The sequence below is a fragment of the Micropruina sp. genome (assembly GCF_047607385.1).
Taxonomy (GTDB): Bacteria; Actinomycetota; Actinomycetes; order Propionibacteriales; family Propionibacteriaceae; genus Micropruina.
This window is the reverse complement of sequence record NZ_JASGDE010000026.1, coordinates 1-18084: the sequence shown is the minus strand read 5'-3', so window position 1 is coordinate 18084 and position 18084 is coordinate 1. Positions and strand designations below refer to the sequence as shown.

The window sequence follows — 18084 nt, the reverse complement described above, 5'->3', positions numbered from 1 at the left end:
CGCATCGCCTCGGTGAACAGCTGCTCGACCATGGTCAGCCGCTCCAGCGGGATGTCGGCGATGACCTGGGCCACCGACGACGGGTTGTCGGCCGGCACGAACCGGCGGACGATCAGCGCCGGGTCGATGGGGTCACCGGGCCGGGCCTGGAACCCCACGCCCCGCCCGGTGACCACCACCTCCCGTCCGAGTTCGTCGCGGGTGAGCACCACGTTGTTGTTGAACACCCGAAGGATCCGCAGTGCACTCACCCCCGTCCGTCCTCTCTGCTGACTTGTTGTGACCAACCGAGCCCGGTCAGGCCAGGTTGGCGCCGTTGCTGGCGATGGTGTCGCGGTACCAGCCGAACGACTTCTTGCGGTATCGGTTCAGGGTGCCGCTGCCGTCGTCGTTGCGGTCCACGTAGATGAACCCGTATCGCTTCGACAGCTGCGCGGTGGACGCGCTGACCACGTCGATCGGACCCCACCAGGTGTAGCCCATCACGTCGACACCGTCCGCGATCGCCTCGCGCACCTGCACCAGGTGATCGTTCAGGTAGGCGATCCGGTAGTCGTCCTGCACGGTCGGAACACCGTCCACCTCGACCAGCTCGTCCTTGGCGCCGAGCCCGTTCTCCACGATGAACAGCGGCTTGCCCCAACGGTCCCAGAACTGGTTGAGCACGATCCGCAGGCCGACCGGGTCGATCTGCCAACCCCACTCCGACGCCGGCAGCTTCGGGTTCTTGATGCCGCCCATGATGTTGCCCTGGCCGACCTCGCCGCCGGACGCCGCCTCGCAGATGCTCATGTAGTAGCTGAACGAGACAAAGTCGACGGTGTTGGTCAGCGTCTCCCGGTCGGCATCGGTGATGTCGAGTTCGATGCCCTGGTCCCGCAGCGTGCGCAGGAAGTAACCCGGGTACGCACCCCGCACGTGGACGTCGCTGAACGCCAGGTTGCCGTGGTCGGCGTCCATCACCTTGAGCACGTCGGCGGGGTCGGGCGTCAGCGGGTAGATCGGCATGGCGAGGATCATGCAGCCGATCCGCAGCTCGGGGTTGATCTCCCGGGCGATCTTGGTCGCGGACGCCGATGCCACCAGTTCGTGGTGGATGGCCTGGTACAGGTCGGCCTTGCTGAGCTGCTCCTTCGACGTCCAGATGCCTCCGGACATCAGCGGAGCGTGCAGCACCGAGTTGATCTCGTTGAAGGTCAGCCAGTACTTCACCCGGTTGCCGTAGCGCTCGAACAGGGTGCGGGCGTAGCGCTCGTAGAACCCGATCATCCGGCGATCGACCCAGCCGTCGTAGGTCTTGGCCAGGTGCAGCGGGGTCTCGTAGTGGCTGATCGTGACCAGCGGCTCGATGCCGTGCTTCTCCAGTTCGTCGAGCAGCGCGTCGTAGAAGGCCAGGCCCTCTTCGTTCGGCGTCTCCTCGTCACCGTTGGGGAAGATCCGGCTCCAGGCGATCGAGAACCGGTACACCTTGAAGCCCATCTCGGCGAACAGCGCGATGTCTTCGGCGTAGCGGTGGTAGTGATCGATGCCGACCAGTTTGAGGTTGTCCGCGGTGGGCTCCTCGACGGGCGGGGCCAGGATGCCGCGCGGCATCACGTCCTGGATCGACAACCCCTTGCCGCCGGCGTCATAGCCGCCCTCCAGCTGGTTGGCGGCGGTCGCGCCGCCCCAGAGGAAGCCGTCCGGGAAAGTGGTGCTCATGAGTTGATTCTCTCCTGTCTGTCGCGGCCCGTGGTCAGGCCGTGACGATCAGAGCGGTGTCGTCGTGGGTGACGGACGCCGCCGAGGCCGGGGCGACTTCCTTCTGCATGGCGGTGTTGGTGATGATCACCACGGTGGTGGTCGAGTAGCCGGCGTCCTTCACCTTGCCGAGATCGACCTCGACCAGCACGTCGCCGGCGTTCACCCGGTCGCCCTGCTCCACCTTGGGCTCGAAGCCCTCGCCCTTCATGTTGACGGTGTCGATGCCGACGTGGACCAGCACCTCGACACCCTCGTCGGTCCGGATGCCGTAGGCGTGCCCGGAGCCCATGGTGACGATGATGGTGCCGGTGACCGGCGAGTAGACCGTCCCGGACGTCGGCTCGACGCCGATGCCGGCGCCCATCGCACCACTGGCGAAGACCGGGTCGGGGACGTCGGCCAGCGCGACCAGCTTCCCGTCCATCGGGGACCGGACCAACACCTCGGTGCCGGCGGCAGCCACCGGAGCGGCGCTGACCGTCTCGGCGGACGACGCGGGCGCAGCCTCGGCGGCGGGAGCCTCCGCGGCGACCGCGGCGTCGTTGACTCCCCAGAACAGGGTGAGCACGAACGAGATCACGACCGCCAGGGCGATGCCGATGAACAGCAGCGGCAGGTTCGGCGTGGAGAGGTAGGCCGGCAGGGCGATCAGCGACGGGAACACGAAAGCGGTGGTGCCCGCACCGGCGATTCCGGCGAAGACGCCGCCGATCGCGCCGCCCGCGATGCCGAAGTAGAACGGCAGCTTGCGGGGCAGGTTGACGCCGTAGATGCCCGGCTCGGTGATGCCGGAGAGGAAGCCGGAGAAGGCGGACGGGCCGGCGAGTTCCTTGGTGTCGTGGTCCTTGGTGCGCAGCCAGACGGCCAGGGTGGCGGCGGCCTGCGCCAGCACGGCGCCGACCAGCGGGCCGGTGATGATGGCGTAGCCGGTGGAGAGCTGCTGCACCATGATCGGCACGAAGCCCCAGTGCAGGCCGAACAGCACGAACACCTGCCACAGACCACCCATCAGGGCACCGGCGAGCCAGGGGGCGACCTGGAACAGCCAGGTGATGCCGTCGGCGATGCCGTTGGCCAGAATCGTGGTGGCCGGGCCGATGGTGAGCAGGATCAGCGGCACCATGATCAGCATCACCAGCAGCGGCGTGGTGAAGTTGCGGATCGCACCGGGCAGGGTGCGGATCAGGAAGCGCTCCAGGTAGCCCTGCACCCAGACGCCGACGATGATCGGGATGACCGAGCTGGTGTAGCTCATGATCACCAGCGGGATGCCGAAGAAGGTCAGCGAACCTTCGGCCGAGGTGAGCGCCACGATGGACGGGTAGACCAGCGCGCCGGCGACCGCCATCGAGGTGAACTGGTTGGTCTTGAACCGCTTGGCGGCCGAGATGGACAGCAGCACCGGCAGGAAGTAGATCAGGGCGTCCGAGGCCGCGTTGAACACCACGTACTCGGTGCTCTCGGCGTTCAGCCAGCCGAAGGTGGCGAACATGGTGACGAAGGCCTTGAACAGACCGGCGCCGGCTAGCGGCCACAGGATCGGATGGAACAGCCCGGTGACCAGGTCGATGAATTTGTTGAGCACGCTCTTGTTGGAGTCGTCCTCCACCTCTTCGGCGGCAGCGCCGCCGCCCTCCAGACGCTCGGCGATCCGCGCGTAGACGAACGGGACGTCGTTGCCGATCACCACCTGGTACTGGCCGCCGGCCTGCACCACGGTCAGGACGCCCTTGAGCGCCTTCACCGTGTCGGTGGCTGCCTTCTCCTCGTCACGCAGCTCCAGCCGAAGCCGGGTCGCGCAGTGCCGAGCCGTCTTGATGTTTCCCAAGCCTCCGACGCCATCGATGATGTCGTCGCCCAAGGCCGCAAAGTCCACTGCCATGCAATCCTCCTCGATCGAATCAGGGCAACAAAAAAGGCCTGAGGCATGCCGATGCCCCAGGCCTTGCGTCCTCACGGACTAACAACCCTGATGAAGAATGATCTTCGGCCCCCAAGCTACGGCGTAACGCCGGTGAAACGCAACTCACCCGGGACGCCGATGGGACGCCCGGCGCCCCAACAAACTGACCCCAGCCCCCCGTGCCGCGGGCCCCGGCGACTCTGCCCAGGCGTCACGGTCGACATTGCCCTGATTCAGCGTCCTTTCCGCGGTTTGAACCAGGTGACAGACGCCGAAGCAGGGCAACGTCGCTCGCCGGGAGAAAGAGACGGCTACAGCAGCCAGTCGTCGGCGTCCCAGCCGCGCCGGAACCGCGCGGTCAGGTACTCGCCGACCACCGCGCTGCCCAGGTCGGCGAGATCGGGGGCGACCACCCGTCCGCCGGCCCGACGAGCCAGCTGGCCGAGGAAGCGTTCCAGGCCCGGGTCGTCCCCGAGCCGGAAGAAGATCGGGGACGCGCCCAGCCGGGACGCCTTGTCCAGCTCGGCCACGGTCAGCGCCACCGTCTCGGGTGCGGTCGGCCAGTCGAACCAGGCGTCCCCGCCGCCGGTCAGGTGCGCTGTCGGCTCGCCGTCGGTGACCACCAGCAGCACCGGCTGCATGGACGGGTGCTGCCGGAAGAACCGGTTCGCCAGCAGCAGCGCGTGGTGCAGGTTGGTGCCCTGTTCGCGCACCGGCGGCAGCGCGGTGAGGTCGGCGATCTCCCGCGACTGGGCCCAGCGTCCGAAGCTGATCAGCTCCAGCCGATCGCCCCGGAACCTGCTGCTGACCAGGTGATGCAGGGCCAGCGCCGTCCGCTTCATCGGCACCCAGCGTCCCTCGGCCGCCATCGAGTAGGACGCGTCCACCAGCAACGCCACCGCGGACGAGGTGCGCGCCTCGGTCTCCACCACCTCGACGTCGTCCAGCTGGATACGGAAGCGCGGCGGGGTGACGCTTCCCGCGACGTGAGGCGGCAGTCCGTCATCCCGGGCTTGACCCGGGATCCGCATGGGACGCAGAGGTGCGGTGCTCGCGGACCCGGGGTCGCGCGTCGCCGCGTTCAGCATCGTCCGGGTGACGTCCCACGGTTCGGAGTCGCCGAACTGCCAGGGCCGGGACGCCCCGGTCGGCTCCCCCGCCACACCGGCCAGCCGGGTCTCCCGGTTGCCCTGGCGTCCGGAGAGCTGTTTGGCCGCGTCCGCGAGCAGCGCCTTGCCCAGCCGGCGCATCGCCTGCGGCGACAGCCGCAGGTCGCCGGACGCGTCTCGGCGCAGGAAGCCGCCCTCTCGTAACGCCTTCTCCAGTTCGGCCAGGGTGCGGGCGTTGACCGCGGCGTCGCTGCCCAGCTGCCGGGCCAGGGCGTCCAGGTCGAGGTCGTCCAGCCGGGCGCCGCTGTAGTTCTGGCCGAGCTGCTCGGCCAGCGAATCGAGCTCGGCGAGGTCCTGCAGGACGCCGGTGCCGTCGCCCAGGCCCATGCCCTCGTCGCCGGTGAACTGTTCGCCACCGGTCCAGTCCTCGCCCGGACGCAGCGCCTGCAGGGACGAATCGAGCCGGTCGAGTTGGGCCATCAGTTCGGGCGAGCCGAACGCCTGCGCGGACAGCCGCATCAACTCCGCCCGCTGCTCGGCGCTCATCGAGCGCATCAGTCGCTGCGCGGCGGCGGCACGCTGCGCCAGCGCGTCGATCAGTTCGTCGACGTTGCGCGGGTTCTCCGGGAAGAAGTCGCCGTGCTTGGCCATGAAGTCCTGGAAGTCCTCGGGAGTGTCCTCGCCACGGCGGTGCTTGTCGAGCAGTTCGTTGAGGTCGTCGAGCATCGCGTTGATCGCCGCCCGGTCCTCGTCCGTGGCGTTCTCCAGGGCCTGCTTCATGCCGGCGAAGCGTTGGTCGAGCAGTTCGCGGCCGAGCAGGTCCTTGATCTTCTCGTAGTCCTGCCTGGCTTCGGTGGACGCCCAGTCGTAGTCGGTCAGCTCGTTCACCGCGGCAGCGGTGGACGGTGGCAGGTTGTCCAGCCGCAACTCGCGGAAGGCGCGGTCGTCGTCGTCCATCATGGCGTCGCGGAGCAGCTGTTTCCGTTCGGCGTCGACCGCTTGGGCGAGCAGTTCCTTGACCTGCTGCAGGGTGCCGTCCATCCGGTAGCGGCTGAGCAGGTCGCGGCGCCGCGCGTTGACCCGGCGGGCCAGGTCGTCCAGGCCCTCCCGCGACGAGCTGCCGCGACGCAGGTATTCGCGCAGCGCCCGCTCGGGGCTGTAGCCGGCCATCACGTCGTCGCCGATCGCGGCCAGCGCCTCGCTCAGGTCGACCGGCGGCGCCAGCGGATCCGGTCCGCCGCTGTAGCGGCCGTAACGCGAGGCGCGGTTGCGAGGCATGATCGTCCTAGCCGTAGATGGTTTCGCTGCCGTCGGAGTCCTTGGCGATGCGGCGGGCCAGGTAGAGCCCTTCCAGCGCCAGTTCGATCGCGCTGGCTCGGCGTCCGGGGTTGTCGGCGGCGAATCGCTCGGCGATCTCGTCGTAGACACCGTCCGCCTCCGGCAGGCCGGCCAGGAACTCGGACGCGGTGACCTGCTCGCCGGTGACGATGGTGGTCTGCCCGTCGAGGGCCTCGACCAGCGGCCCCAGATCGATGCCGCGGAAGTGGGCCCGGGCCGCCTCCGCCGTGGCGGTGCGCAGCAGGTGGCTCAGGATCGCCTCCTCCCGACCCTCCTCGCCGGCCTCGAACTCGACCTTGCCGCCCAGCACGTCGACTGCCGTCTCCAGGTCCACCAGCCGGGCCACCGGGTCGGTCTCGCCCCGGACGACCGCCCGGTGCAGCGCCGCCGCGGCCACCGTCTCGGCGCCCGCGATCGCGAACCGGGCCGAGACGCCGGAGCGCTGGTTGATCGCCGGCGACTCGCGCAGCGCCCGGGTGTAGCGGGCCAGGATCTCCAGCAGCACCTCCGGGATCTCGGCAACCAGTTGCGCCTCCTGCCGGATCACCGCCACCTCGTCGACCAGCTCCAGCGGGTAGTGGGTGCGGATCTCGGCACCGAAGCGGTCCTTCAGCGGGGTGATGATCCGGCCGCGGTTGGTGTAGTCCTCCGGGTTGGCCGACGCCATCACCAGCACGTCCAGCGGCAGCCGGAGCACGTAGCCGCGAATCTGGATGTCCCGCTCCTCCATCACGTTCAGCATCGACACCTGGATCCGCTCGGCCAGGTCGGGCAGCTCGTTGATCGCCACGATGCCACGATGGCTACGGGGGATGAGGCCGAAGTGGATGGTCTCCGGGTCGCCCAGCCGGCGTCCCTCGGCGACCCGGATCGGGTCCACGTCGCCGATCAGGTCGGCCACCGAGGTGTCCGGGGTGGCCAGCTTCTCCGCGTACCGCTCCGACCGGTGCCGCCAGGCCACCGGCAGATCGTCGCCCAGTTCGGACGCCCGCCGCCGCGACTCGGCGGTGATCGGCTCGTAGGGATGTTCGCCCAGTTCGGCGCCGGCGATCACCGGCGTCCACTCGTCCAGCAGGCCCTCCAGGGTGCGCAGCAGCCGGGTCTTGCCCTGGCCGCGCTCCCCCAGCAGCACCACGTCGTGGCCAGCGATCAGGGCGCGTTCGAGTTGCGGCAGCACCGTGCGGTCGAAGCCGTGCAGGCCCGGCCACGGGTTCTCACCGGCCGCCAGCGCGGCCAGCAGGTTGTCGCGGATCTCCTCCCGCAGGCCCTTCTGCACGTGCCCGCTGGCACGCAGTTCGGCAACGGTTGCGATGGTGGGGCGTTCGGTCACGTCCTCACGCTAACCCCGTCCGCAAGATGTCGAGGTACGGGTGGCTCGACCTGGCATCCACCCGTAACCACGAAGTCGATAGCTCAGCACGCAACAACCATCGGGATCGGGCACGGTCTGCCGTGCTCGATCCCGATCGTTGTTCAGCCGATCGCCAACCGACAGTGGTCACAGGGCTGAATGGGCCCCTCCCAGCCTCGACTCATCAGCACCTGCCCGACCATGAGCGCGGTTCGGCAGGCTGCCACACCAGAAACATCGCCCCAGCCGAGCCGCAACGTCAGCAGACCGACCAGCGCGTGATCGTTGTCCCTTGCCATGTCCCGGAACGCAGCACCACCCGTGTGGTGCAGCTTGCTGTCCAACTCAGCCAATACGCCGAACTCGTGGTACCAGGCGTCGGCCCGATGCCGATACCCGGCGCGTGCTTGTCGGACCGCTTCCGGTAGGCCATGGGCGCGTTCCACGTTGACCAGGAAGCGTCGTTCCAGCGCCGAGTGGGCACCGATCTCGACGTCGCCGAGGATGTCGCGCAGCAATCGTCGGCTGGGTTGCCGCCGACGTCCAGCGAGCTCGGTCAGCAGTCGCTTGGCCGTGGTCCGCCGACTGCTGATCACGTCAGCGAGAACTGCCGCCAACTCGTCCTCGTCTCGCCCGGCGCACAGATCAAGCACCGTGCTCTCCAATCCAGTACGGGTGGGTTCACCGCTGCCCGTTCGACGGGCTCTGATGAATCTCCAACCGAGCCTGTTCACATGATCGTCCAGCGTGAACACGGTGATCTCGGCGGGCTCGTCTTTGATCACCCCGTGCAGATGCCCAGCGGTCTCCAGACCGAGCACGGAGCTTTCTCCACCCAACAGGAGGCCGGCCCAGGCTCGCCCAAGCCATGCTGAACCCGCGCCCACTCGGTAGATCCCCGGTGTCAGAGTGTCGACGATGCCATCGGCAAGGAACCGGGCAATCACCCTGCGGGTCAGCCCATAGCCCAGCAGCTGAGCCCGGCTCAGCACACCCGATTGAGCCTCGGCCAACGCGCGCAAGTCTGCATGGAGCACCATCTTGTTCTTCACATCCTTACCGTGCGCCTGCCGGCTCGAGAGTGTTCAAAACAACAATCGGGATCGGGCACGGTCAGCCGTGCCCGATCCCGATCTTTGTCCGCCGGACCCTGCGAGCCTCAGCGGCACCCAGCAGCCTCGACGCACGGGTACGCTCATCGCGTGCCGTCGCCCACGACCTTCCGGGTGCTGCTGGTGCGCCACGGGCAGACCCCGACGACCGGGCAGATCCTGCCGGGGCGTGCTCCGGGCCTGCACCTGTCCGACCGCGGCCGGGAGCAGGCGGACGCCGTCGCCCGAAGGCTGGCCGGCGCCGGTCTGACCGCCCTTTACACCTCCCCGCTGGAGCGGGCCCGGGAGACCGCCGCACCCACCGAACACGCCACCGGCCTGACCGCGGTGATCGAGCCCGCGCTGCTGGAGTGCGAGTTCGGGGAATGGACCGGCCACCAGCTGACCGCACTGGCGAAGCTGCCCGAGTGGAGCACCGTGCAGCAGGCGCCGTCGACGTTCCGCTTCCCCGGCGGTGAGAGCTTCGTCGAACTGCAGACCCGGATGATCGCCCTGATGGAACGGTTGCGCGCCGCGCATCGCGGCCAGACGGTCGCCTGCTTCTCGCACGCCGACCCGATCAAGGCGCTGCTCACCCACGCGGTCGGCACCCACCTCAACCACTTCCAGCGCATCGACGTCGGCACCGGATCGGTCTCGGTGATCGACTGGCCCGAGCACGGCGCACCCGTCGTCCGCAGCGTCAACTCGACCGACGGGCCGCTGGGCCGGTGAATGCCGCTCAGCAGGAGGCGCTGCTCAGCGAGGGCACCATCGACCTGGTCGGCCGGGTGGTGGACAGCAGCAACGCCACCTTCGTCGTCGAGGTCAGCCGCGGCGACGACTACACCTGGGCGATCTACAAGCCCGAATCCGGCGAGCGTCCGCTCTGGGACTTCGAACCCGGCCTGTACAAGCGGGAACGGGCCGCCTACCTGCTCGACGCGGCGCTCGGCTGGGGACTGGTTCCGCCCACCGTGATCCGCGCGGACGCCCCGCTCGGGGTCGGGTCGCTGCAGTGGTTCATCGAGTTCGATCCCGAGGCGCACTACTTCAGCCTGCTCCGCAACGCCCCCGAGACACACGACCGGCTGCGTCGGCTGGCGGTGTTCGACGTGATCGGCAACAACACCGACCGCAAGGGCGGACACGTGCTGCGCGACGAGGCCGGCGACATCTGGGCGATCGATCACGGGCTCTGCTTCGCCGCCGAGTTCAAGCTCCGGACGGTGATCTGGGACTTCGCCGGCGACCCGATCGACCAAGCCGTCCTCGACGACCTCGCGGCCCTCACCGACCGGCTGCCCGACGAACTCGGCGACCTGCTCGACGAGCGGGAACTGCGGGCGCTGCGCCGCCGCACCCGCCGGCTACTGGACGCCGGCATCCTGCCGATGGACACCACCGGACGCGCCTGGCCCTGGCCACTGATCTGACCGGCGCAGGCCAACCCGATCGACTCCGGACGCCCGGAGCCGTCCGCTCTCAGCCGCCGGCGAACGGCGGCAGCACGTCCACCTGGGCGCCCGCCGGGACGTATTCGGTGCGGGCCCGGACGGCCTGCCCGTCGACCAGCAGCGTGCAGGCGGCGAGCACCGTGGCGAGCCGTTCACGATCGGCACCGAGCTGCTCGACCAGGTCGGCGACGGTCACCTCGAAGTCGGCGTCCAGGGTCTCTTCGTGGACTCCGGCGGCCTCGGCCGCCCCGGCGAAATAGCGAATCTTCACAGTCACCCTCCGATGGCGCTCATGGTGCGGGACGGCGGCACGAAGCCCGGCTCCCCGATGCCGTGCGCGGCGGCCTTCAGGCTCTGCGCTCCGGCCCACAGTTCGGCGAGTTCGGCGTCCGTCGCCCCCTCCCGCAGCGGGGTTCTCAGGTCGGTTTCGGTGCGCGAGAACAGGCAGGTGCGCAGCTGCCCGTCGGCGGTCACCCGGGTCCGGTCGCAGGCGCCGCAGAACGGCGCGGTGACCGACGGGATGACCCCGAGCAGGCCGCCCGGCTGGGTGGCGTCCGGCGCCACCCGCCACAATTCGGCGGGAGCGGCGCCGCGCGGCTCGGTGGCCGGCCGCAGCTCGAACCGTTCGCCGAGCCGGGCCAGGATCTCGGCCTGGGTGACCATCTTCGAGCGGTCCCACTGGTGCCGCGGACCGAGCGGCATCTGCTCGATGTAGCGCAACTGGTAGCCGCGTTCCAGGCAGAATTCGGCCAGCGGCACCACGTCGATCTCGTTGGCATCGCGCATGATCACGCTGTTGACCTTGACCGGCAGCAGCCCGGCGGCCTCCGCGGCGGCCAGGCCGGCCAGCACCGCGTCCAGCCGGTCCCGGCGGGCGATCGCGGCGTAGCGCTGCGGGTCGAGGGAGTCCAGGGAGATGTTCACCCGGTCCAGCCCGGCCGCGGCCAGCGCCGAGACCCGCTTGTCGAGCCCGATCCCGTTGCTGGTCAGCGACAGTTCGGGTGTGCCCCCGGTGCGGGTGCGCAGCGATTTCGCGTCCGCCACGATGTGCTCCAGTGAGCGACGCAGCAGCGGTTCGCCCCCGGTGAAGCGAATCTTGGTGATCCCCAACAACTCCACGCCGACCCGCAACAGCCGGCCCAGTTCGGCGTCGGTGAGCACGTCCTCGCCCGGGAACCACTGCAATCCCTCCGCCGGCATGCAGTAGGTACAGCGAAGATTGCAGCGATCGGTCAAGGAGACCCGTAGATCTGTGGCCACTCGTCCATGCGCGTCGGCCAGCATCAGCGGCGTGCGCAGTCCGGCGGTCATCCCCACAGGGTACGCGAGCAACCCTGTCGACTCAGCAAAGCCGGCACCGGTCGGCGTCCCGGGTGCCATGATTGTTCCGATGACTTCGTCCGCTACCCCGAGCGAGGCCCCAGAGCGGCTGGGGCCGACTCGTCGCCGGGTTCTGGCGCATCTCCAGGAGTTGGCCGACCCGGAATCGACCGAGGCGATGTCGGCGGCCCTCGACCTGCATCCGAACACCGTCCGCTTCCACCTGGACGCCCTGACCACCGCCGGGCTGGTCCGTCGCGTGGTGGAGCGTCGCGGCGTCCAGGGCCGGCCGCGGGTGCTGTTCACCGCCGCCCCGACCGTCCCGCCGGTCTCCGACCTGCCCTATCGCTCGCTGGTCCAGGCGATCCTCGGTCACCTCCGCGACGACCCGGACGCCGACGAGCCGGTCGCCGAGCAGATCGGTGAGGCCTGGGGACGATCCATCGCGGAATCGGACGCCAGTCTCACCGAAGGGACGGACGCGCTGGTCGCCGTCGTCAACGCGCTCGGGCTGAGCTCGCGGGTCGCCGAGACCGACGGCGTCCGCCACCTGGAGATCGTCCGCTGCCCGTTCCGCGACCTCACCATCGGCGGGGACGCCACGGTGTGCCGGATCCATCTCGGCATGATGCGCGGCTATCTGGCCGCCCGCGCCGCGGACGAGACGGTGGCGGAACTCCTGCCGTGGGTCGGCCCCGAACTGTGCCTGGCCCGGCTGGCGCCGGCGTCCGATCCGTCGACCGCTGATTGAGCTCGTGACCCATCGCCAGGGTCTCGACACGCTCGACCGACGAGACCTGGCGACCCGGGGACCCGGGGATTAGATCCCGACGTCCTCCAGCAGGTCGGTGACCAGGGCGGCGATCGGCGAACGCTCCGAGCGGGTCAGCGTGACGTGGGCGAACAGCGGGTGCCCCTTCAGCTTCTCCACCACCGCGACGACGCCGTCGTGGCGTCCGACCCGCAGGTTGTCGCGCTGGGCGACGTCATGGGTCAGCACCACCCGCGAGTTCTGCCCGATCCTGGACAGCACGGTGAGCAGCACGTTGCGCTCCAGTGACTGCGCCTCGTCGACGATCACGAAGGCGTCGTGCAGCGAGCGTCCGCGGATGTGGGTGAGCGGCAGCACCTCGAGCAGGTCGCGGGCCATCACCTCGTCGATCACGTTGCGGTTGGTCACCGAGCCGAGGGTGTCGAACACCGCCTGCGCCCAGGGCGACATCTTCTCGCCCTCCGAACCCGGCAGGTAGCCGAGCTCCTGGCCGCCGACCGCGTAGAGCGGACGGAACACGATCACCTTGCTGTGCTGCTGCCGCTCCAGCACCGCCTCCAGGCCGGCGCACAGCGCCAGCGCCGATTTGCCGGTGCCGGCCTTGCCGCCCAGGCTGACGATGCCGACGGACGGGTCGAGCAGCAGGTCGAGCGCCACCCGCTGCTCGGCGGAGCGGCCGTGGATGCCGAAGCAGTCCCGCTCACCGCGGACCAGCTTCACCGTCCCGTCCGGCAGCATCCGGCCCAGCGCCGTGGCGCCGGACGCCTGCAGCACGACCCCGCTGTGACAAGGCAGGTCGACCGCTTCGGGGATCAACGCGGTGCCGGACGCGTAGAGCGCGTCGATGCTGGCCCGGGCCACCTCGACCTCGGCCATGCCGGTCCAGCCGGTGTCGATGGGCTGCTCGTGCAGGTACTCCTCGGCGGCCAGACCGACCGCGGACGCCTTGACCCGCAACGGCACGTCCTTGCTGACCAGGACGACGTCGCGGCCCTCGCCGGAGTAGTTCAGCGCCACCGCCAGGATCCGGGAGTCGTTGTCACCGAGCCGGAAGCCGTGCGGCAGCACGGTCTGGTCGGAGTGGTTGAGCTCGACGTGCAGCGTGCCGCCGTTGTCGTTGATCCGCAGCGGCAGGTCGAGGCGTCCGTTGGCCAACCGCAGTTCGTCGAGGTAGCGCAGCGCGGTGCGAGCGAAGTAGCCGAGTTCCGCATGATGCCGTTTGGCCTCCAGTTCGGTCACCACCACGATCGGCACGATCACCTCGTGCTCGTGGAAATTGCGCAGCGCATGCGGGTCGCTGAGCAGTACCGAGGTGTCGATCACGTAGGTCCGCACAGCGGTCTCGGCCGGGGCGCTGACACTGCGGGAGCTGCTTGCTGTTCGGGGCACGAGCGGTCCTGTCCTGAGGCCGACCGCACCCGCCGGCCTCCCGATGGTCGGGTCAGCCGGGAAGTGCTGGGCCTGGTGCCGGCCCACGAGTTCGACCTGTGACGGTCAAACGACGCATCGTTCCTCCTGGACGGCCACGTGGGGTGGCCGTGCCAGCACTGTAAGCCTGTCGCCGGGCCATCCCGGCACGCGGCGCGCCGCTGGCCGCGGGCCTGTCACCGGCTGTTCATCTACCTGGCCCGCGTCCTCCGGCCGGCTGTCGCTCGCCCCGGCGAAACGCCGGTGGCCCCGGCCCTAGACTGACCGTCATGCCGCTTCCGGATCGCCTCGTCATGCCCACAACGCCCCTCGCCCGTCCCGAGTCGCAGGTGAGCGGTGAGAACTACCGGATCACCGTGTTGAGCGACGCGCTGTTCCGGCTGGAGTACTCCCCCAGCGGCAGTTTCGAGGACCGCGCCACCCAGATGGTGATCAACCGCGAGTTCGAGCCGGTGGAGTTCACCGTGCACCGCACCAAGCACGGCATCGAGATCGTCACCGACACCGTCCGGCTGAACTACGACGAGCAGCCGTTCAGCCCCGGCGGCCTGTACGCGCACCTGGCCGGCGGCGGCGGGCATCGCCGCACCTGGCGCTACGGCGAGCGGCAGCATCTGCTGGGTGGCCGGGATTCCAATCTCGGCGGCACCGCCCGCACCCTGGACGAGGTGGACGGCCCCACCGACCTGGAGGACGGGGTGCTGTCGTTCCTCGGCTCGGCGGTGCTGGACGACTCCGGCACGATGACCCTGGACACCGACGGCTGGATCGCTCCGCGCACCGCCGGCAACACCGACGTCTACCTGTTCGCCCACGGCAACTCCTACCAGCAGGCGCTGGACGACTTCCACCGGCTCACCGGACGCCAGCCGCTGCTGCCCCGCTGGGCGTTCGGCAACTGGTGGAGCCGCTACCACCCGTACACCTCCGAGGAGTACCAGCGGTTGATGGAGCGCTTCGAGGCCGAGGGCGTCCCGTTCAGCGTCGCGGTGCTCGACATGGACTGGCACCTGGTCGACGTCCCGCCGGAGTACGGCACCGGCTGGACCGGCTACACCTGGAACCGGGAACTGATCCCCGACCCGGAGGCGCTGCTGAGCTGGCTGCACGACCGGGGCCTGAAGGTGTCGCTGAACGTGCATCCGGCGGACGGCGTCCGGGCGTTCGAGGAGCCGTATGCCCGGATGGCGACCGCGATGGGCGTCAACCCCGAGACGGAGCAGCCGGTCGACTTCGACATCGCCGACCAGAAGTTCCTGGTCAACTACCTCGAGCAGGTGCACCACCCGATGGAGGAGCAGGGCGTCGACTTCTGGTGGTTGGACTGGCAGCAGGGCACCCACTCCTCGGTGGCCGGGCTGGACCCGCTGTGGCTGCTGAACCACTTCCACTACCTGGACAGCGCCCGCCGCGGGCAGCGTCCGATCACCTTCTCCCGCTACGCCGGACCCGGTTCGCACCGCTACCCGGTCGGCTTCTCCGGCGACACCATCAACTCCTGGGACAGCCTGGAGTTCCAGCCGAGGTTCACCGCGACGGCGTCCAACATCGGCTTCGGCTGGTGGAGCCACGACATCGGCGGCCACATGTTCGGCTACCGCGACAACGAACTGGTCACCCGCTGGTTCCAGCTCGGCACGTTCTCGCCGATCAACCGGCTGCACTCCACGCTGAGCAAGTTCATGGGCAAGGAGCCCTGGAACTACCCCGTCGAGCATGCCGCGGTGATGATGGACGCGTTGCGGCTGCGGCACCGGCTGCTGCCCTACCTGTACACGATGAACGAGCGGACGCACCGCACCAACCAGTCGCTGTGCCGTCCGCTCTACCACGTCGACCAGCGACTCGACATGCACGAGTTGCGCGGCTACGGGTCGCCCAACACCTTCCTGTTCGGGACGGAGTTGCTGGTGGCGCCGATCACCACGCCGGTCGACCGGGGCACCGGGCTGGGGACGGTGACCACCTGGTTGCCGGAGGGGCAGTGGGTCGACTTCTTCACCGACCTGCGCTACACCGGCGGACGGACGGTGCACCTGCACCGGCCGCTGAGCGGCTACCCGGTGCTGGCCCGGGCCGGGGCGGTGGTGCCGCTGACCGGGTCGGGCGAGTACGGCGTCGGCAACCCGGACGCTTTCGAGGTGCACGTCTTCACCGGTGCCGACGGCTCGTTCACGATCTACGAGGACGACGACGCGGCCGCACCGCGCGGCGTCCGGACGCCGCTGGCCTGGGACGACACCGCCGGGGTGTTCACCATCTCCCCGGCCACCGGTGAACTGGACGTGGTGCCGCAGCAGCGCCGCTGGACCCTGGTGCTGCACGGCGTCGGCGACGCCGAGGTGAGCGGCGGGACGGCGACGTCCGGCACCGGACGGCTGACCATCGACATCGGCGCGGTGGACCCCGCGGTGGGCGCCACGGTCACCCTGTCGAACCCGGTCCACGGCGGCGGGCCGACCGTCCCCGAGCGGATCTTCGCCCTGCTGAACAGCGCGCAGTGCGACTACGCGGTGAAGGAGCGCACCTGGTCGATGGTCGAGGCGCCCGGGGACTCCCTCGCGGTGCTGCGCCGACTGGACGGCATCGAGCTGCCCGAGCCGCTGCGGGCCGCGCTGACCGAGATCCTGCTCTCCGACGGCTGAGCTCGGCCTCCGCCGACGGCTGAGGTCCACCTCCCCACCCGCCCGATAGACCCCTGCCTAACTATCTGTGCCCTCCCACATGTGGGAGGGCACAGATAGTTAGGCAGGGGTTTTTTGTCGGCGAGCGAGGGCCGGCGACGGGCGGGCGTCCGGACCGATGGGGTCGGTCCTCAGCGGCCGAAGCGGCGCTCGCGTTGCGCGTAGGCACGCAGGGCACGGATGAAGTCGACCTTGCGGAAGTCCGGCCAGAGCGCCTCGTGGAAGTAGAACTCGCTGTGCGCCGACTGCCAGATCAGGAAGCCGGAGAGCCGCTGCTCGCCGGAGGTGCGGATCACCAGATCGGGGTCGGGCTGCCCGGCGGTGTACAGGTGCGAGGCGATCTGGTCGATCTCCAGGGTGCGGGACAACTCCTCCAGGCTGGTGCCCTTGGCCGCCTCGGCGGCCAGCAGCGAGCGGAAGGCGTCCCGCAACTCGTGGCGTCCGCCGTAGGAGACCGCGATGTTCACGTGCATGCCGCCGCGTCCCTCGGTGCTGGCGGACGCCTCGCGCAGCCGCGCGGCCATCGGTGCCGGCAGCAGGTTCAGGTCGCCGACGATCTGCACCCGCCACGGCCCGTCGGCGGCCAGGTCGACCACCAGGTCCTCGATCACCTGCAGCAGCGGGGCGAACTCGTGGTCGTCGGAGCGGTCCAGATTCTCGGTGGACAGCACCCACACGGTGACCGTCGGGATGCCCACCTCCTCGCACCACTGGACGAACTCCTTGAGCTTGTCGGCGCCGGCGTCGTAGCCGACCGCGACGGGTTCGTCGGGGGCGTTGCGGCGGGCCCAGCGGCGGTTCCCGTCCGCCATCACGGCGACATGCCGGGGCAGCCGGTCGGGGGTCAACTCGGCCAGCAGCCGCTGCTCGTAGGTGCGGTAGAGCAACCCGGTCGGATCGAGCGCCGACAGCACCCGGGCGACGCGAGTGGCCAACTCCATAGCGCTCAGAGTACCGGCGGGCCACCCCCTCGGGGGTAGCCGAAATGCCGGAAAGGGCGGCCTGTCGCGATCGGGGACGCTGCGGACGGCGCGGCGTCGTCCGCCGGATCAGCGCAGGGTGACCAGGGCGATCGCCACGAAGTGGCAGATCGCGGCCACCACGGTGCAGGCGTGGAAGATCTCGTGGTAGCCGAAGTAGCGCGGGGACGGATCCGGCCGCTTCATCGCGTAGATCACCGCGCCGCCGCTGTAGATCAGACCCCCGACGCCGATCAGCACGAAGACGCCGACCGAGCCGTTCGTCCAGAACTCGCCGAGCCAGCCGAGCGCAGCCCAGCCCATCAGCAGGTAGAGCGCGGTGTGCAGCCAGCGTGGCGAGTTGATCCAGACCAGGTTGAACATCACACCCGCCAAAGCGGTCAGCCAGACCACCCAGAGCAGCACGGCGCCGCTCGACGGGCTGAGCATCGCCAGCGCCAGCGGCGTGTAGGAGGCGGCGATGAAGACGAAGATGTTGGCGTGGTCGAGGCGGCGCAGCATCAGCTGGGTACGTTCGCCCCAGTTGCCGAGGTGGTAGGTGGCGCTGACGCCGAACAGCTCGACGGCGGCCAGCAGCCAGACCGCACCACCGATCCGTCCGGTCAGGGTGGGCGACAGCACGATCAGCGCGATCCCCGCCAGCAACGCGATCGGGGTCATCACCAGGTGCAACCAGCCGCGCAGCAGCGGCTTGGGAAGCGGTATCTCGATGCGATCCACTTGTTGTCCTAGGCTCGCAGACATGTAGCTACGGTACCGTAAGTTACGTTGCCGTAGCAAGCTGGACGCCACTGCTCCCGTGGCGTTCGGAGTGCCGCCGGGTATCGTCCGCCGGCTCCTCTCACCGCTCGCCTAACTATTTGGGGCTCGCCGAATTCGGCGAGCCCCAAATAGTTAGGCGAGCGGTG

The 18084-nt window shown here is 69.4% G+C and carries 15 protein-coding genes; 4 read left to right on the top strand and 11 right to left on the bottom strand.

Features of this window, described 5'->3' with window-relative positions; genetic code table 11:
- The 6 genes from QM582_RS02525 to QM582_RS02500 all read right to left on the bottom strand — a co-directional run.
- Positions 1–251: CAT RNA binding domain-containing protein (locus QM582_RS02525; RefSeq protein WP_415081455.1), on the bottom strand; the 251-nt coding region annotated here is incomplete at its 3' end.
- Positions 252–297: 46 nt separating this feature from the next.
- A complete protein-coding gene (locus QM582_RS02520; RefSeq protein WP_415081453.1) occupies positions 298–1701 on the bottom strand; it encodes a glycoside hydrolase family 1 protein in 1404 nt (467 codons plus the stop codon).
- 34 nt (positions 1702–1735) lie between these two features.
- Positions 1736–3625, bottom strand: a complete 1890-nt coding sequence (locus QM582_RS02515; RefSeq protein WP_415081451.1) for a beta-glucoside-specific PTS transporter subunit IIABC — start codon at positions 3623–3625, stop codon at positions 1736–1738.
- A 332-nt stretch (positions 3626–3957) separates the two neighbouring features.
- The gene (locus QM582_RS02510) at positions 3958–6033 is read right to left on the bottom strand and encodes a vWA domain-containing protein (RefSeq protein WP_415081449.1); all 2076 of its coding nucleotides are present in this window, start codon (positions 6031–6033) and stop codon (positions 3958–3960) included.
- A gap of 7 nt (positions 6034–6040) precedes the next feature.
- Positions 6041–7423: a magnesium chelatase gene (locus QM582_RS02505; RefSeq protein WP_415081448.1), complete on the bottom strand. Its 1383-nt coding sequence runs from the start codon at positions 7421–7423 to the stop codon at positions 6041–6043.
- Between the two features lie 143 nt (positions 7424–7566).
- Positions 7567–8496, bottom strand: coding sequence for a type IV toxin-antitoxin system AbiEi family antitoxin domain-containing protein (locus tag QM582_RS02500; RefSeq protein WP_415081446.1), 930 nt, complete (start codon positions 8494–8496; stop codon positions 7567–7569).
- 150 nt (positions 8497–8646) lie between these two features.
- Here QM582_RS02500 and QM582_RS02495 point away from each other — a divergent pair, with 150 nt between their 5' ends.
- Both QM582_RS02495 and QM582_RS02490 read left to right on the top strand, forming a co-directional pair.
- Complete coding sequence (locus QM582_RS02495; RefSeq protein WP_415081445.1) at positions 8647–9270, top strand: histidine phosphatase family protein; 624 nt, start codon at positions 8647–8649, stop codon at positions 9268–9270.
- A complete protein-coding gene (locus tag QM582_RS02490; protein WP_415081443.1) occupies positions 9267–9971 on the top strand; it encodes an SCO1664 family protein in 705 nt (234 codons plus the stop codon). The genes QM582_RS02495 and QM582_RS02490 overlap by 4 nt, the downstream gene beginning before the upstream one ends.
- 49 nt (positions 9972–10020) lie before the next feature.
- Here QM582_RS02490 and QM582_RS02485 read toward each other — a convergent pair whose 3' ends face one another.
- Together QM582_RS02485 and moaA are read right to left on the bottom strand one after the other, a co-directional pair.
- Positions 10021–10263 (bottom strand): MoaD/ThiS family protein, encoded by a 243-nt coding sequence (locus QM582_RS02485; RefSeq protein ID WP_415081441.1) that lies wholly within the window; start codon positions 10261–10263, stop codon positions 10021–10023.
- Positions 10264–10265: 2 nt separating this feature from the next.
- Positions 10266–11303: a GTP 3',8-cyclase MoaA gene (moaA, locus tag QM582_RS02480; protein ID WP_415081439.1), complete on the bottom strand. Its 1038-nt coding sequence runs from the start codon at positions 11301–11303 to the stop codon at positions 10266–10268.
- Between the two features lie 79 nt (positions 11304–11382).
- On the opposite strand from moaA, the gene QM582_RS02475 reads away from it, so the two are divergent.
- The gene (locus tag QM582_RS02475; RefSeq protein WP_415081437.1) at positions 11383–12063 is read left to right on the top strand and encodes a helix-turn-helix transcriptional regulator; all 681 of its coding nucleotides are present in this window, start codon (positions 11383–11385) and stop codon (positions 12061–12063) included.
- A 69-nt stretch (positions 12064–12132) separates the two neighbouring features.
- On the opposite strand, the gene QM582_RS02470 is transcribed toward QM582_RS02475, so the two are convergent.
- Positions 12133–13473 (bottom strand): PhoH family protein, encoded by a 1341-nt coding sequence (locus QM582_RS02470; protein WP_415081436.1) that lies wholly within the window; start codon positions 13471–13473, stop codon positions 12133–12135.
- A gap of 308 nt (positions 13474–13781) precedes the next feature.
- Between QM582_RS02470 and QM582_RS02465 the strand changes: the two genes are divergently transcribed.
- Positions 13782–16157 (top strand): TIM-barrel domain-containing protein, encoded by a 2376-nt coding sequence (locus QM582_RS02465; RefSeq protein WP_415081434.1) that lies wholly within the window; start codon positions 13782–13784, stop codon positions 16155–16157.
- A 170-nt stretch (positions 16158–16327) separates the two neighbouring features.
- Here QM582_RS02465 and QM582_RS02460 read toward each other — a convergent pair whose 3' ends face one another.
- Positions 16328–17137, bottom strand: coding sequence for an isoprenyl transferase (locus tag QM582_RS02460; protein WP_415081432.1), 810 nt, complete (start codon positions 17135–17137; stop codon positions 16328–16330).
- Positions 17138–17245: 108 nt separating this feature from the next.
- Positions 17246–17896, bottom strand: coding sequence for a PAQR family membrane homeostasis protein TrhA (trhA, locus tag QM582_RS02455; protein ID WP_415081431.1), 651 nt, complete (start codon positions 17894–17896; stop codon positions 17246–17248).
- Between the last annotated feature and the right edge of the window lie 188 nt (positions 17897–18084).

Excerpts from the sequence above, each read along its gene's own strand:
- QM582_RS02510 (WP_415081449.1), bottom strand. The coding sequence starts at position 6,033 with ATGCCTCGCAACCGCGCCTCGCGTTACGGCCGCTACAGCGGCGGACCG.
- QM582_RS02475 (WP_415081437.1), top strand. The coding sequence starts at position 11,383 with ATGACTTCGTCCGCTACCCCGAGCGAGGCCCCAGAGCGGCTGGGGCCG.
- QM582_RS02520 (WP_415081453.1), bottom strand. The coding sequence starts at position 1,701 with ATGAGCACCACTTTCCCGGACGGCTTCCTCTGGGGCGGCGCGACCGCC.
- QM582_RS02460 (WP_415081432.1), bottom strand. The coding sequence starts at position 17,137 with ATGGAGTTGGCCACTCGCGTCGCCCGGGTGCTGTCGGCGCTCGATCCG.
- moaA (WP_415081439.1), bottom strand. The coding sequence starts at position 11,303 with ATGACCGCCGGACTGCGCACGCCGCTGATGCTGGCCGACGCGCATGGA.
- QM582_RS02515 (WP_415081451.1), bottom strand. The coding sequence starts at position 3,625 with ATGGCAGTGGACTTTGCGGCCTTGGGCGACGACATCATCGATGGCGTC.
- QM582_RS02465 (WP_415081434.1), top strand. The coding sequence starts at position 13,782 with ATGCCGCTTCCGGATCGCCTCGTCATGCCCACAACGCCCCTCGCCCGT.